General features: G+C 69.7%; 13 protein-coding genes. 8 read left to right on the plus strand and 5 right to left on the minus strand.

Annotated elements, in window-relative coordinates; all coding sequences use genetic code 11:
- Positions 1–203: 203 nt before the first annotated feature.
- The 3 genes from D8670_RS14275 (at position 204) to D8670_RS14285 (ending at position 5,520) form a co-directional block, all read left to right on the plus strand.
- Positions 204–2,642: a DNA topoisomerase VI subunit B gene (locus D8670_RS14275; RefSeq protein ID WP_121818798.1), complete on the plus strand. Its 2,439-nt coding sequence runs from the start codon at positions 204–206 to the stop codon at positions 2,640–2,642.
- Positions 2,632–3,723 (plus strand): DNA topoisomerase IV subunit A, encoded by a 1,092-nt coding sequence (locus D8670_RS14280; RefSeq protein WP_121818799.1) that lies wholly within the window; start codon positions 2,632–2,634, stop codon positions 3,721–3,723. Before D8670_RS14275 ends, D8670_RS14280 begins: the two co-directional genes overlap by 11 nt.
- A 147-nt stretch (positions 3,724–3,870) precedes the next feature.
- On the plus strand, positions 3,871–5,520 hold the full coding sequence (locus D8670_RS14285) for an alpha-amylase family protein (RefSeq protein WP_121818800.1): 1,650 nt from the start codon (positions 3,871–3,873) through the stop codon (positions 5,518–5,520).
- A 31-nt stretch (positions 5,521–5,551) separates the two neighbouring features.
- On the opposite strand, the gene D8670_RS14290 is transcribed toward D8670_RS14285, so the two are convergent.
- From D8670_RS14290 to ligA, 5 genes are all read right to left on the minus strand, one after another.
- Positions 5,552–5,917: a DUF7522 family protein gene (locus tag D8670_RS14290; RefSeq protein ID WP_121818801.1), complete on the minus strand. Its 366-nt coding sequence runs from the start codon at positions 5,915–5,917 to the stop codon at positions 5,552–5,554.
- Positions 5,918–5,989: 72 nt separating this feature from the next.
- Positions 5,990–6,991, minus strand: a complete 1,002-nt coding sequence (locus tag D8670_RS14295; protein WP_121818802.1) for a DUF8108 domain-containing protein — start codon at positions 6,989–6,991, stop codon at positions 5,990–5,992.
- 51 nt (positions 6,992–7,042) lie between these two features.
- Entirely contained in the window at positions 7,043–7,801 is a 759-nt protein-coding gene (locus tag D8670_RS14300; RefSeq protein ID WP_121818803.1) for an MBL fold metallo-hydrolase, read from the minus strand.
- A 73-nt stretch (positions 7,802–7,874) separates the two neighbouring features.
- Positions 7,875–8,756 (minus strand): halocarboxylic acid dehydrogenase DehI family protein, encoded by an 882-nt coding sequence (locus D8670_RS14305; RefSeq protein ID WP_121818804.1) that lies wholly within the window; start codon positions 8,754–8,756, stop codon positions 7,875–7,877.
- 42 nt (positions 8,757–8,798) lie between these two features.
- Positions 8,799–10,502 (minus strand): ATP-dependent DNA ligase LigA, encoded by a 1,704-nt coding sequence (gene ligA, locus D8670_RS14310; protein ID WP_121818805.1) that lies wholly within the window; start codon positions 10,500–10,502, stop codon positions 8,799–8,801.
- 130 nt (positions 10,503–10,632) lie between these two features.
- Here ligA and D8670_RS14315 point away from each other — a divergent pair, with 130 nt between their 5' ends.
- Genes D8670_RS14315 through D8670_RS14335 form a run of 5 tightly spaced genes read left to right on the plus strand, consistent with a single transcriptional unit; the run spans position 10,633 to position 15,461 of the window.
- On the plus strand, positions 10,633–12,204 hold the full coding sequence (locus D8670_RS14315; RefSeq protein WP_121818806.1) for a glutamate-cysteine ligase family protein: 1,572 nt from the start codon (positions 10,633–10,635) through the stop codon (positions 12,202–12,204).
- A gap of 50 nt (positions 12,205–12,254) precedes the next feature.
- Positions 12,255–13,262: a 2-phospho-L-lactate transferase gene (cofD, locus tag D8670_RS14320; RefSeq protein ID WP_121818807.1), complete on the plus strand. Its 1,008-nt coding sequence runs from the start codon at positions 12,255–12,257 to the stop codon at positions 13,260–13,262.
- A complete protein-coding gene (locus D8670_RS14325) occupies positions 13,262–14,011 on the plus strand; it encodes a tRNA-dihydrouridine synthase (RefSeq protein WP_121818808.1) in 750 nt (249 codons plus the stop codon). The genes cofD and D8670_RS14325 overlap by 1 nt, the downstream gene beginning before the upstream one ends.
- A 26-nt stretch (positions 14,012–14,037) precedes the next feature.
- A complete protein-coding gene (locus D8670_RS14330) occupies positions 14,038–14,871 on the plus strand; it encodes a triphosphoribosyl-dephospho-CoA synthase (RefSeq protein WP_121818809.1) in 834 nt (277 codons plus the stop codon).
- On the plus strand, positions 14,868–15,461 hold the full coding sequence (locus D8670_RS14335; protein WP_121818810.1) for a DUF447 domain-containing protein: 594 nt from the start codon (positions 14,868–14,870) through the stop codon (positions 15,459–15,461). Before D8670_RS14330 ends, D8670_RS14335 begins: the two co-directional genes overlap by 4 nt.
- Positions 15,462–15,479: the final 18 nt, after the last annotated feature.

Consider the following 15,479-nt stretch of genomic DNA (forward strand, 5'->3'; position numbering starts at 1 on the left):
CGGCCGTGACGTGTCTCCTCGACGGCACGAACGAGCGAGCCGAGCCCGGTCCTCGACGTGGCGGCCGCGAAGTATGTCCTCCACTGCGAGACGACGGCCGATCCCACCGCGGCGCGTGCGGCCCGGGACGGCGGCGCCCCGCTTCACTTTCACCGCGGTAGCATACAGGTTTTAAACTCCCCACGACTAACAGAGGGCACACGATGACCTCGTTCCAGTCGACGCTCGGCGAGGAATCGGAGATCGCGGAGGAGCTGGCCGAGAGCCAGCGCCAGATCTCCATCGCCGAGTTCTTCGAGAAGAACAAGCACATGCTCGGGTTCGACAGCGGGGCCCGAGGGTTGGTAACTGCGGTCAAAGAGGCGGTCGACAACGCGCTGGACGCCGCGGAGGAGGCCGGCGTCCTCCCCGATATCTACGTCGAGATAGAGGAGGTCGGCGACTACTACAAGCTCGTCGTCGAGGACAACGGGCCGGGCATCACGAAAGAGCAACTGCCCAAGGTCTTCGGGAAACTCCTCTACGGGTCTCGCTTCCACGCCCGGGAGCAGTCTCGCGGTCAGCAGGGTATCGGTATCTCCGCCGCCGTCCTCTACTCTCAGCTGACGAGCGGGAAACCCGCGAAGATCACCAGCCGCACCCAGGGGTCCAGCGAGGCCGAGTACTTCGAGCTGATCATCGACACGGACGAGAACGAGCCGGAGATCAGCGTCGAGGAGACCACCTCGTGGGACCGCCCGCACGGGACGCGCATCGAGATGGAGATGGAGGCGAACATGCGCGCCCGGCAGCAGCTCCACGACTACATCAAGCACACGGCAGTCGTCAACCCGCACGCCCGCCTCGAACTCCGCGAGCCCCAGGAGCACTTCAAGTTCGAGCGCGCGACCGACCAGCTCCCGGACGAGACCGAGGAGATCCGCCCGCATCCCCACGGCGTCGAACTCGGCACCGTCCTGAAGATGCTAGCGGCGACGAACTCCCACTCCGTCTCCGGGTTCCTCCAGGAGGAGTTCACCCGCGTCGGCGCCAAGACCTCCGACAGCGTCATCGACAACTTCCGGGACCGGCACTTCGGCCGCGAGATGACGTGGGAACCGCCTCGCGACCACGAAGACGCCGACGTCGCCGAAGCTGTCGCGAACGCCACGGCGAACAAGGGAGCCGACGCGACCGACGCCTTCGGCGCGGCCGTCGCCGAACGCGTCGCGAGCCACGACCGGATCGCCCACTACCAGCTACGGGACGCGGTCGCCGAGGCGGCCGAGCAGGTCGGCGACGGCTTCGCCGCGACCTTCGGTTCGACGGTGCAGGAAAACGCCGTCGAGGCGGCCTGGTCGGCGATCCTGGGCGCGGACGATGACGACGAGGTGCCCGAGGGGCGGCGCGCGGCCGACCTCTACGGCCTCGTCGACGAGGCCACGAGCAGGCGGAAAGACGACGCGACGGTCGAGTCGCTCGCCTCGCGGATCGCCAACCGCTTCCGCAACGACGAGGACGCCCGCGACCGCCTGACCCGCGAGGAACTGGCCGAGTACGTCGGCTGGGCGGCCGACCGAACCGCCGAGCGAGAGGACGTGAGCATCGGCGAGACGGCCCGCGAGAACGTCGTCGAGGCGATCTGGTCCGTGATGGCGACCGTGCCCGACGACGTGCCGAAGGTCCGCGAACTCGCGGACGACCGGGACGCGGCGAGCGAACTGCTCGAAGCGATGCGCGCGACGGACATCATGGCCCCGCCGACGAACTGCCTCGCGCCCATCACCGACGAACTGGTCGAGGCGGGCCTGAAAAAGGAGTTCGACGCGGACTTCTACGCCGCGGCGACCCGCGACGCGGAGGTCACCGGCGGCGACCCGTTCATCGTCGAGGCGGGCATCGCCTACGGCGGCGAACTGCCCGACGAGGGCAAGGCCGAGGTGATGCGCTTCGCCAACCGCGTGCCGCTGGTCTACCAGCGCGGGGCCTGCGCGACAACCGACGTGGTCAAGCAGATCGGCTGGCGGAACTACAACCTCGACCAGCCCGGCGGAAGCGGCATCCCGAACGGCCCGGTCGTCATCATGGTCCACGTCGCCTCGACGAACGTCCCCTTCACCAGCGAGTCGAAGGACGCCATCGCCAACATCCCCGAGATCGAGGACGAGATCGAACTCGCCATCCGGGAGGCAGCCCGCGACCTGAAGAGCTACCTGAAGAAGCGCCGGTCGATGGAGAAACGCCGGAAGAAACAGGACGTGCTCGCGACCATCCTGCCGGAGATGGCGGAGAAGGTGGCCTCGGTGACCGACAACGAGGAGCCGGACATCAGCGACGCGATGGCCCGGATCATGAACAACGTCCGCGTCGGCCGCGACGTGAAGGCCAACGGCGACGGGAACGTCGTCGAGGTGACCGTCGAGAACCACTCGAACGCGAGCGAGTCCCTGGAGCTGACCGACATCGTCACCGCCGAACCGCGGGACCTGCCGGACGACGCCACCGCCGTCGAGATGGACGGCGAGTGGTTCGTCAAGTGGTCGGTCGACGTGGGCAGCGGCGACGAGGCGACGCTCGCCTACGAGACGGCCGACGACGCATCGTTCGACCTCGACGTGGACGGGGTCGAGACGGAGAAACTGACTATCAACAATGAGCACTGACACAGACGCGGACGCGCGCGAGGAACTCATCGAACTCGCGGCGGAGTTTTACGACCAGTTCGAGGAGGGCGACGTCCCGGAGATGACGCTGCCCACCCGGACGAAGAGCAACATCGAGTACGACGAGAACGAGAACGTCTGGGTGTACGGCGACCGCCAGAGCACCCGGTCCGCGAAAAGCGTCCGCGGGGCGCGCAAGCTGCTGAAGGCGATCTACACGATCGACTTCCTCGCCGAGCAACTGGACGAGGACCGCTCGTCGACCCTGCGTGAACTCTACTACCTCTCGGAGTCGTGGGAGACCGAGGAAGCGCAGTTCAACAACCAGGACGAGTCGAACCAGCTCATCGAGGACCTGGAGATCGTCTCGGAGGTGAAACGCGAGGACTTCCACATGCGCCCGGAGGAGTCCGGGGCCAAGGTGATGGGGCCGCTGCTTCTCCGCGAGCAGACGAACCGCGGCGACCGGGAGATCCACTGCCAGAAGGACGTCGGGCAGGGCGGTTACCAGATCCCGAACAACCCGGACACCATCGAGTTCCTCGACAACGACGCGGAGTTCGTCCTCTGCGTGGAGACCGGCGGCATGCGCGACCGGCTGGTCGAGAACGGCTTCGACGACGAGTACGACGCGCTGGTCGTCCACCTCGGCGGCCAGCCCGCCCGGGCGACCCGGCGGCTCATCAAGCGCCTGCACGACGAACTGGAGCTCCCGGTCACGGTGTTCACTGACGGCGACCCCTGGTCGTACCGCATCTTCGGGTCGGTCTCCTACGGGTCGATCAAGAGCGCGCACCTCTCGGAGTACCTCGCCACGCCGGAGGCCCAGTTCATCGGCATCCAGCCGGAGGACATCGTGGAGTACGACCTGCCGACGGACCCCCTCTCGGACTCCGACATCAACGCTCTGGAGAGCGAACTCGAGGATCCCCGCTTCCAGACCGACTACTGGGAGGAGCAGATCGAACTGCAGTTAGACATCGGGAAGAAGGCCGAGCAGCAGGCGCTCGCGTCGAGGGGGTTGGACTTCGTGACGGAGACGTACCTTCCGGAACGTCTCAGCGAGATGGGCGTCCTGTAAGGACGCGCACCGAGTAGAGGTTTCGGAAGGTGATGCCCGAGCGTCTCAGCCAGATGGGCGTCCAGTAAGGACGCGCGGCACGCGTCGACGGCCGTCCGCGCGTCGCGACGGGCGACCGTTTTTCACCCTCGGCGTGGACGACCGAGCGTGGCCGAACACGGATCCGGCTGGTACGAGAACGCGACGGTGTACGCGGTCGACGTCGAGGCGTTTCAGGACTCGGACGGCGACGGTGTCGGGGACTTTCAGGGGCTCGCCGACCGGCTGGACCACCTCACGCAGCTGGGCGTCGACTGCCTCTGGCTGCTTCCCTTCTACCCGACGCCGAACAGGGACAACGGGTACGACGTGGCCAACTACTACGGGGTCGACCCCCGACACGGGACCCTCGGCGACTTCGTCGAGTTCGTCCGCGCCGCGGAGAAGCGGGACGTTCGCGTCCTGATCGATCTGGTGGTCAACCACACGTCGAACGAGCACCCGTGGTTCAAGCGGGCCCGGGAGGACCCCGACTCGAAGTACCGCGACTACTACGTCTGGTCGACGGACCCGCCGCCGGCCGACCCGTCGCGGGGACAGGTGTTCCCCGGAGAGGTGGACGACGAGCGCGTCTGGTCGTTCGACGCCGAGGCAGGTGCGTACTACCATCACCGGTTCTACCCGTTCCAGCCCGACCTCGACCTGACGAACCCGGACGTCCGGGAGGAGATCCGGAAGATCATGGGATTCTGGCTCCGGCTGGGCGTATCGGGGTTCCGGGTCGACGCCGCGGGACTGATGGTGCAGGAGAAGCGCCCGGGTATGCCGGCCCCGGAAGACCCGACGGACCTCCTCCGGACCCTCCGGTCGGCCGCCGCCGCGTACCGCGAGGACGCCGTCCTGCTGGGGGAGGCCGACGTGCCGACCGAGGAGCTGCCGTCGTTCGCCGGCCCAGAGAAGCTGAATCTCCTCCTCAACTTCGTGCTGAACGCCGCGCTATACCACTCGCTGGCGGCGGAGTCCGGCGATCCGATCAGGGAGCTGCTCGCCGGCCTGCCCGACCTCCCCGACGGCGGCGACTGGGTGAACTTCCTTCGGAACTACGACGAGCTCAACATCGGATCGCTCGACGACGCGGCGAAAGAGACCGTCTTCGAGGCGTTCGCCCCGGACCCGTCGATGCGGATCTACGGTCGAGGGATCCGCCGGCGCCTCGCACCAATGCTCGACGGCGACCGTCGGCGGATCGAGCTCGCGTACAGCCTGCTGTTCTCGCTCCCCGGCGCGCCGATGCTGGTGTACGGCGACGAGATCGGGATGGGCGAAGACCTCTCGCTCGCGGGGCGCACCGCCGTCCGGACGCCGATGCAGTGGAGCGACGACGAGAACGCGGGCTTCTCGACAGCGGACCCGGAGGATCTCGTCCGTCCCGTGGTATCCGACGGCCCGTTCGCCTACGATCGCGTCAACGTCGCCGACCAGCGGGCGGACGACGATTCGCTGCTGGCTTTCTTCGAGCGCCTGATCGAGGCGCGAAACGACGCACCGGGGATCGGAGTCGGGGACTTCGCGGTAGCGGACGTCGACGCCACGAACGTCTTCGCCCACCGTTGCGAGGGCGGTGAAGCATCCGTCGCGGCCGTGCACAACCTCGCCGACGACCCGACGACCGTCGCCGTCGATCCGGGCGCCGCCGGCCCGGTCCGCGCGATCCTCGGCGACGGCGGGCGACGGCGGAACGACGGCCGGTACGAGTTCGACCTCGACGGGTACGACTACCGGTGGATTCGGGCGGAGCGGGAAAGCGGATACGAGTGACGGGCGGGGCCGCGAGACGGGTCGCGGATCACTACACGTCGATCCACGCCCGCGTCGCCTCGATGACGTCGAACAGTTCGCTCTGGGCCTCGTTTCCGATGCTGACGAACACCCCCTCGTACTCGCCGAGCGGGAACTGGATCGACAGCGCGCCCTCCGTGTCGTAGATGATGTGCCGGAGCTCCCCGACGTGCGTGACGTCCCCGATCCGCTCTTTCCCGAGACCGAAGACGATGATCTCGCGTCGAAGCCCTTCGAGGTCCGCCTCCGTGTACTCGTCGCGGATGTCGTCCCGGAGGTAGAGGTTCTCGTACTCCGTTTCTCCGTACACGAGCGCCATTCGTAACTCGTCCCCGACGCTGTCTCGTAGTTCCTCTACGAGATCGAATTCCGACATACGTACATCTATCGCGGCGACACATATCACGTTAATCGTTACCACTGGACGAGGCTGCCGATCGCGGTCGAGCTACTCCGTCTCGAACTCGACCGCGCGCTCGCCGTCGCTCGCGGTGGTCGCGTCCGAGAGGTCCCCGACGCCGGCGTCGACGGCACGGCCGCTGACGCAGTCGCGGCAGTACTCGTTGGTCCCGCTCTCGTAGGTGTACACGGGGACGCCGAAGAGGACGAACTCGTCGTGGTACTCCCGCTCGACGCCTTCCTCGACGGGGTCGAAACAGATGGAGCAGGGACGCTCGCCGCCGCGGAGGACGGTCTCCTCGACCCGCTGGTGACGACCGAACGCGGACGGGGGGTAGGTGCTCCGGACCCGCTCGCGGATCGGCGGGATGAGATAGAGACCGAGGGCGAGCATGAAGATGCCAGTGAGGATCGAACCGATCCCTGCGCTGGTCGCCGCGCCGATCCCGCCGATCGTGAGCAGTACGCCCAGGATCCAGGAGACGACGTCGGTGTCCGACGAGTCCTCGATGTCGGCGGGCGACAGCGTCTCGTCGACTCGGCTCCGGTCGGTCTCGCCCGTGGTGACGGTGCGGACGCCGCAGTGCGGGCAGATGTCCGCCCTCGCGTTTATCTGCTCGCCGCAGGAGCGACAGTGGATCTCGTCGGCGACCGAGAGGTCGCTCGCCGAGTCCGCGTCGCGGCGGATCACCTTCCTGTCGACGTCGACGAAGTACTTGTAGGCCGCGTAGAGGGCGTTGCCGAGGCCGCCGGTCCACCAGATCGTGAGGAAAAACACGAGCGCGTGCATCCCGAGGCTGCCGGGGGACCGCTTGACGAGCACCACGCTGTCGCGGTAGCGGTCCTGCACCTCCCAGCCGCGCAGTTGCTCGTCGACGAGGCGCTGCTGGAACTCGGAGTCGCCGTCGCTCCCGGCGTTCGGCCCCTGTTCGACGCCGCACTCGGGGCAGATGACGGCCTTCGCGTTCACGACGGCGCCGCAGCTGGTGCAGTACGCCTCGTTCGGTCCGGCCCGGTCGGCGCCGGCCCGTTCGTTCCCGCCGTCTTCCATACGTCGAGGAACGCCCGTCCCCCGCTTAGTTGTTCCGACGGCGCGCTGAAACTATCGCCGGCCGCCGCGCTCGTCCAGCGCGACGGGCACCCCGGCCGCGGCGATGTCGGCGGCGAACGCGCGCGAGTCGGCCTCCAGCGCCTCGAACGTGTTGTAGTGGATCGGCACGACGAGGTCGGGCGCCAGCGCCGCGGCGAGGTCGGCCGCCTCGCGGCGGTCCATCGTGAAGCTCCCGCCGATCGGCGGGAGGAACACGTCGACGTCGAGCTCCTCGTGTCCCGGGAGCGCGTCGCTGTCGCCCGGCCAGAACACCCGCTCGTCGCCGAGCGTCAGGTGGAACCCGACGCCGAACCCCTCGGGGTGGTACGGCTCGCCGTCGGTCCGGGTGTGCGGCCCGTCGGGGTCGTTGTACGCGGGGACGGTCCGCACGACCACGTCGGCGAACAGCTCGTCGTCGTGCTCGCCGACCCGGACCACCTCGCCGGGGAGGTCGTCCAGAGGCGCTACGTCGCGGTCGATCCCCGGCGGGTACACCGCATCGTACACGACGACGGTCGTCTCCTCGTTCGCCACGCGTTCGATCCCGTCGGAGTCGTAGTGGTGGTCGTGGGTGACGCAGACGAGGTCGGCGTCGCCGGGCGCGTAGTCCCGGGGTTCCGGGTGCCCGACGCCGGGCGTGGAGGGCTCCCATTCGCCGGTGAGCACGCCGTACCGGCCTGGGTCGACGTAGACCACCGTCCCGTCCGCCTCGATCCTGGCGGTCGCGTAGCCGAGCCAGTCGATCGTCAGGTCGTCGTAGGAAACGGTCATACCCGAACGGAGGGACGAGCGCCCCATAACGATCCGGATCGGCGACGGCCCGGCGCGACCCAGACGCGGACGGTCAGTCCGTCCCGCGGTCCCCGACGACGCCCACCGTCGCCGCGAACGCGTGGATGGCCGGCAGGACGCTCCCGACGGGGCCGTCGACGAACGGCCGGAACAGTTCGAGGCAGTCGTCGACCTGTTCGTCGGTGAACCCCGCCCCGCGCAGGTCGTCGGGGGCGATGCGAGGGCGGTAGGCGATCCCGTCGACGAACACGGCGGTCGTCTCGTCCGCGCGCTCCCGCGCGTCGGAGAACGCGTCGCCGGTCAGCGTCGGTTCGAGGTCGCCCCACGCCCGGTCGAAGTAGGCGGGCCACTGCGCGAGACAGCGGTAGACGCTCGGCAGGGAGTCGAGGCCGTGGAACGACCGGAGGCCGGACGCCGCGTCTTCGGCCCCGTCCGGCACGTCTCCGGGGTCGATCATCGTCGGTGACCGCCCGCGGTCGCGGTCGACGTGTTCCGGAAACGGCGCAGTGTCCGCCCGCTCCGTCGACGGTTCGGGCGAGAGGTCGCCGTACAGGCCGCGGTCGAGCAGTTCGAACAGCACCGCGAGCCGCGGGGCGACGACGTCGAACGACGCCAGTTGGCCGCGCAGTTCGCGGAACTCGGCCGGCGATACGTCGACGTCGACCCGGCGGTACGACGGCAGGCCGTCCCCGACCTCCAGCGGCCCGAGGACGGCGTCGCGGTACTCGGCGGTGAACTCCGCGAACGCCCGCGTCTGGAAGACGGGCTTCACCTGTCCCCACGCGTAGCGGGTGACCTCCGGAACGTTCGCCACCGCGGTCCGGAATATCCAGTTGACGACCGGCGCGCGGAACGTCGCTTTCACGTCGTCGTACAGTCCCCGCTGCCACCCCTCCGCTTCGCGATCGTACACCTGATCGGTTCGGTCGACCATGGGTGAGGTTCGGTATCGAAGCGGAAGGGTTCGGGGGCGGCCTCACTGCTGCTCGGCCAGTCGCTCCACGCGTTCGAGCGAGTCCGCGTCGTCCGGGTCAACGTCGTCGCGGACCGCCAGAAAGCGCGGGAACCGGAGCGCGTAGCCCGATGAGTAGGTGGGCGACTCCTGTATCTCCTCGTAGCCGACCTCGAAGACGACCGCGGGCTCGACGTCCACGTCCTGCCCGTCCTCGGAGAGAACGTGGGGTTCGAGCAGCTCGGTCAGCTCCTCGAGTTCCTCGTCGGTGATGCCCGTCGCGACCTTGCCGAGCGTCTCGTACCCACCGTGAGACGAGGTCTCACGAGCGTCCGAACCCTGTTCGGACACGTCTTCGGTCCGCGCCGAGAGCAGGAAGGTGCCGAGGAAGTTCGCGCGGCGCCCCTCGCCCCACTCCGCGCCGGTGACGACGAGGTCGAGCGTCTCCACGTCGGGCTTGCGCTTGCGCCAGTTCTTCCCGCGGCGGCCCGGCGAGTACGCCGAGTCGGGGTTCTTCAGCATGATCCCCTCGTGCCCCGACTCCAGGGAGTCGGCCTCGACATCGGCTATCTCGTCGGGGTCGTCGGTGACCCAGAGCTTCGAGAGACCCTCGCCGCCGCCGAGCACCTCGGTCAGTTCCGCGTGACGCTCCGTCAGCGGCGCGTCGAGCAGGTCGTCGCCGCCGCGGTGCAGACAGTCGAAGAAGACCGGCCGCACCGCGACCTCCTCGCGGGCGGCGGCGACGTCGTGCTTGCGTCGGAAGCGCCGCAGGACCTCCTGGAAGGGGAGCGGATCGCCGTCCTCGTCGACGGCGACGACTTCGCCGTCGAGGATGACCGGTTCGTCGACGCGCTCATCGGCGAACTCGACGACCTCGGGGAGCGCGCCAGTCACGTCCTCCATGTTGCGGGAGAAGACGCACGTCTCGCCCTCGGGGTCGTGGTGTAGTTGTACCCGCGCACCGTCGTACTTCCACTCCACCGCGGCCTCCTCCCAGTCCTCCAGCGCCCCCGAGACGGTGCCTGCCTGCGCCAGCATCGACTGCACGGGACGGCCGACGTCGAGGTGCATCGCGTCCAGCCCCTCCTCGCCCTCGTCGCGGGCGACCACCGCGACGCGGCCGTAGTCGTTCGACACCTGAAGGGCGCGCTCGACGGACTCGACCGGCACGTCGAACGCCTGCGCGACGGCGTCCCGGACGGTGCCCTCCCCGACGCCGATGCGCATCTCCGAGAGGACGATGCGCGCGACGTAGCGGGCCTCCTCCGGATCGCACCGGTTGAACAGGCCGAACAGGAGGTCGATCTTCCTGTCCTGACTCCCTTCCCCCTCGGCAGTGGCCAGCGTCTCCAGTTCGTCGGCCACCTCGCCGACCGTGAGGCCGGCCTCCTCGCCGCCGGCGAACGCGCCGAGCCCCCGCTGCCCGCCGAAGTCGTAGCTGGCGGCCACGTCCCCGATCTCGCCGCGCTCCGCCAGGCGGTCCTCGACGTCGTCCGCGGAGACGTTCTGTCCGGCGGCCCGGGCGATGGCCTCGTAGCAGTAGTTCGGGCCGATGTCGAGCGTCGTCGACTCCCACGCGGGGAAGACCCGGCCCTGGACGAACCGGGTGACGGTCGGCAGGTCGTCGCCGGCCGCCGCGAGCAGGTCGGTCACCAGGTCGACGGTTTCGAGGTCGGCCGCCTCGGCCTCTATCTCTCCGGCGCGCTCGGCGAACTCGTCGAACTCCATCACCACCTCGTAGTCGAAGCGCGCAGGTGAACTTTGCCTTCCAGGTCGCCGCACGCGGCCTGCACGTCCGTACCTCGTAGAACTACGCCAGCCGCGGGTTTCAAGAGCGTCGCGGGCGCAGGAGACGGTAATGAACGAGGACCTCGCCGCGGCGGTCGACGACGTGCTGGCGACCGACGCCGAGCGGTTTCAGGAGCGAGTCGACGAGGAGGTCGAGGTCATCGTCGAAGAGCTACGCGACGGCACCTTCGACAACCCGCAGGCCATTCTGGGGCTGGAGTACGAGTTCTACGCCGTCGCCGACCCGCGCCCGGAGTCCCGGCAGACCCGCTCCGAGCAGGACGCCGGCGACACCTGCGCGCTGATGCGGGTCCCCCGGCGACTGCTCGAACTCATCGGCTTCGAGAAGGAGCTCGGGCTGCACAACGCGGAGATGACCGTCAGCCCCCAGCCGATGAACTCCCACGGCATCGCCGCGCAGGAAGAGGAGGTGAAAGCGCGCCTGTCAACCGCGCTGGAGACGGCGGGTGCGGAGGGGATGCGGCTGGTCAGCGACGGGATGTGGACCATCCCGCCCGCCGGGGAGACGGCCGCGTCGTACCTCACCGACAGCGTCGAGGACCGCGGCGTCCGCATCGCCTCGAACATGAGCGACTCGGTCCGGTACCACGCGATGGCGAACACCGACCGGGCGGACGTCGCCGGGATGCGCCTCGACGCCCCGCACGTCACCCTCGACGCGTCGACGGTGATGCCCGAGAGCCTCATCACGTCGATCCAGCCCCACTACCAGGTGCCGCAGGCTGTCGACCTCCCCGGCTACTTCCGGTACGCGCTGCGGGTCGCCGGTCCCATCCTCGCGCTCTGCGTCAACTCGCCGTTCTTCCCGCCGGACCTGTACGACGAGGACGCCGACCCGGAGGCGATCCTCTCGGACGCGTGGATGGAACACCGGATCAGCGTGTTCGAGACGGTGCTCAACGCCGAGCACGACACGGCCGGGAAGGTGCGGTTCCCCCGGGACATCTCGACCGTCGAGGAGGCCGTCCAGCGGATCGCCGAGGACGACACGTTCGTCCCGATGCCCGTCGAGAAGGGTGACCGCTTCGACGACAAGTTCGCCCACTTCCGGCTGAAACACGGGACGTTCTGGCGGTGGGTCCGCCCCGTGTTCGGCGGGCCGGACCGCTCGTCGGCGAACGCGCGCATCGAGTTCCGCCCCGTCGCGGCGCAGCCGACGGTCCGGGACTCCGTCGCCGTGCTCGCTACCTTTGCAGGCCTCATGGAGAGCCTGCCGCGGCTCGAACACCCCGTCTCCGACATGGACTGGGACGTGGCGCGGGACAACTTCTACGCCGCGATGCGGGACGGCCTCGACGCGGACCTCCGCTGGATCACCAACGACGGCGAGCCGACGACGGAGTTCGACGCCATGTACGCCGACCTGTTCGACCACGCCGAGGCGGGCCTGCAGGCCCGCGGGCTGTCGGACGAGGAGGCGGCGAAGTACCTCTGGCCGCTCCGCCAGCGCGCCCGCCACCGGCTGACCCCCGCGGACTGGAAGCACGAGCAGGTCCGGAAGCGCCTCTACAACGGCGACACCTTCGAGGCAGCCGTCTACGGGATGCAGCGCGAGTACGTCGACCGCCAGCGCGATTCCCTGATCGACGGGAGCTTCGCCGACTGGGTGGACGACCGCTGAGACCGCGCTAGCCGGAAGCGATATGGCACCCGGGTGAAATACGGGGATATATGGTGACGTTTCTCTCGGGCGGCACCGGCACGCCGAAGCTCCTCGACGGTGCCGCCGCCGCGTTCTCGCCGGACGACACGACAGTGGTCGCGAACACGGGCGACGACGTCGAACTCGGCGGGCTGATGGTCTGTCCCGACCTCGACACCCTCCTCTTTCAGGGGGCAGGGATCCTGGACCGGGAAAGCTGGTGGGGGATCGGCGGCGACACGGAGCGCACGCACAGCGCGCTCGGCGACATCGCCGGCGCGATGGGCCTCGAAACGGGGCCGCAGTACCTCCCCGACGACCTGCAGACCGCCGGCAGGGACCTGGCCGCGTGGCGCAGGTTCTCCGGCGTCGCGGAGTTCATGACGATCGGCGACCGCGACCGCGCGGTCCACATCACCCGGACGAGCCTGCTCGACCGGGGGGAGACGCTCTCCGAGGTGACCGAGACGTTCGCGGACGGGTTCGACCTCTCCGTCGACCTCCTGCCGATGAGCGACGACCCGGTCGCGAGCCTCATCCACACGCCCGACGGGAAGATGCACTTTCAGGAGTACTGGGTCGCTCGCCGCGGCGAACCCGAGGTCGAGCAGGTGGAGTTCCGCGGCGCGTCGGCGGCCGAGCCCGCGCCGGGTGTCCTCGACGCGCTGGAGGACGACGTCGTGATCGGCCCGTCGAACCCGGTGACGAGCATCGGACCGATGCTCTCTATCGAGGGCATCGGGGGGAAGCTCCAGGAGACGACCGTCGTCGCCGTCTCGCCGTTCGTCGAGGACGAGGTGTTCTCAGGCCCCGCCGGGGACCTCATGGAGGCCGTCGGCGGCGAGCCGTCGACCGCGGGCCTGACGACGGCGTACCCCTTCGCCGACGCGTTCGTCCTCGACGAGGACGACGGCACGGAGTTCGACCGCCCGGTCGTCCGCACGGACACGGAGATAAACGGGCGCGAGGACGCCGCCCGGGTCGCGAAGGCGACGGCGAAGGCCCTGGAGGAGGCGAAGGCGACGGAGGTCGCGTAGTGTTCTCGCCCCGCGTCGCCCTGGCGAGCCTCAGCGGCGAGGCCGACGCCGAGTGGGCCCGCGCGGCCGACGAGTTCGCGGGCGCCGCCTTCCTCGGCGGCATCGCGCTGGACGAGCGCTCCCGCGCGGCCGCCCGCGACATGGTCGAGAGCCGCGACCGGACCGAGTTCCTGCCGCCGGACCCGCTCGCGTTCATCGACGAGCAACTGGCGGCGCTCGACGACGCGCCGCTGCTGACGGGGTTCAACGTCCGGAGCGCGACCCCGGAACCGGTCCGCGAGGCGGCCGCGGTCTGTGCCGCCCACGACGCCGTCCTCGAAGTCAACGCCCACTGCCGGCAGGAGGAACTCTGCGCCGCCGGCTGCGGCCAGACGCTCCTGCGCGACACGGACCGGGTCTGCGAGTACGTCCGCGCGGCGGCGGAGACCGACGCGACGGTGAGCGTGAAAGTCCGCACCGAGGTCGGCGGCGTCGACCTGCCCGAGACCGCTCGCCGGATCGACGAGGCGGGGGCCGACGTCGTCCACGTGGACGCGATGGACTCCGAGCGCGTCGTCGCCGACGTGGTCGAGGCGACGGACGCGTTCGTGATCGCCAACAACGGCGTGCGCGACCGGGAGACCGTCGCCGAGTACGTCGAGCACGGCGCGGACGCCGTCAGCGTCGGCCGGCCGAGCGATGACCCGGCGGTGCTGTCGCGCGTCCGCGCGGCTGCGGACGACCTCCTCGCGCCGGAAGCCCACTCCTAAGTGGCCGCGGGAGAAAACCCACGGCCATGAGAACGCCGGCGCAGAACGCCGAACTCGCCCTTCTGCTCGAAGTCGCGGGGACGCCGAAACCGGGCAACGTCGACCGCGAGCGCGAGTACCCGGACCTGCGGTTCGAACACTTCCTTGCGGGCGCAGTGGGCGCCCGCGACGGCCTCGACGCGGCGGCCGACGGCGCGCCCGTCGGGGAGGCCTTCGAAAGCGCGGTCGAGGGGATGAGCCAGCAGCGCGGCGGCAACACGCAGTTCGGGGCGCTGCTGCTCCTGACGCCGCTCGTCCGCGCGGCGGAGGACCTCACTCCCGACGCCGTCACCGCGGTCGTCGAGGACACGACGGTCGAGGACGCCGCGAACTTCTACCGCGCGTTCGACCACGTCGACGTGTTCGCCGGCGACCTGCCGGCGGACGCCGACGCGCTGGACGTGCGCCGCGGGAGCGACGCCGTCCCCGAAGTGCGCGAACGCGGCCTGACGCTGTACGAGGTGATAGCGGAGAGCGCCGACCGCGACGGCGTCGCCCGCGAGTGGGTCGACGGCTTCGAGCGGACGTTCCGCGCGGCCGACCGCATCGCCGACGGCGAGGGGCCGGTCCCGGGGCGCGCCGCCGAGACGTTCCTCTGGCTGCTCTCGCGCCGACCGGACACGTTCGTCGCAAAGCAGCACGGGCCGGAGGCGGCCCGGAGCGTCATGGTCCGCGCGCAGGAGGCGCGGGAGGACGGCCCCCAGCTCGTCGACGCGTTCGCGGAGTCGCTCGTCGAGTCCGGCGTCAACCCCGGGACGACGGCGGATATCGTCGCCGCCGGCCTGTTCGTCGCGCTCGAACGCGACGGGATCGAGGTATGAGCGGCGACGGCGACTGGCCCGTCGAGCTGCGGGGCGTGACGGAGTCGCTCGTCGCCACGCTCGGCCCGAACGACCGCTGGAACGTCGCCCCGCTCGGCCTCCACGCCGGCGACCCCGTCACCGCGACGACGTGGGGGAACACCCGTACCCGCCGGAACTTCCGCCGGCAGGGGGGAGGCTACGTCCAGTTCGCGCGCGACCCGCTGCTGTTCGCCGAGGCCGCGCTCTCCGTTCGCGAGACCGACGCGCCGGTGCTCGACGCCGCGGACGCCTGGGCCGAGGTCGACGCGGAGCGGGTCGACGCGGGCGAGGACGGCGGCACGCGGTGGGAGGAGTGGGCGCTCCGACCGGTCGACTCGGCAATCGAGCGTACGACCGTGCCGACGACCAACCGCGGCTACTACGCCGTCGTCGAGGCGACCGTCGCCGCCTCCCGCCTCGGCGTCGACGCCTACGACGCCGACGCCCTGCGGGACCGCCTCGCGTACTTCGAGGAGGTGGTCGAGACCTGCGGCGGCGAGCGCGAGCGCGCCGCCATCCGGCGCGTGACGGAACTGTCCGAGTGGAAATCGCAGAACGAATCATTTTAGGGCCAGTCCGGGTAAGGG

Source organism: Halostella limicola, assembly GCF_003675875.1.
Classification (GTDB): Archaea; Halobacteriota; Halobacteria; order Halobacteriales; family Natronoarchaeaceae; genus Halostella; species Halostella limicola.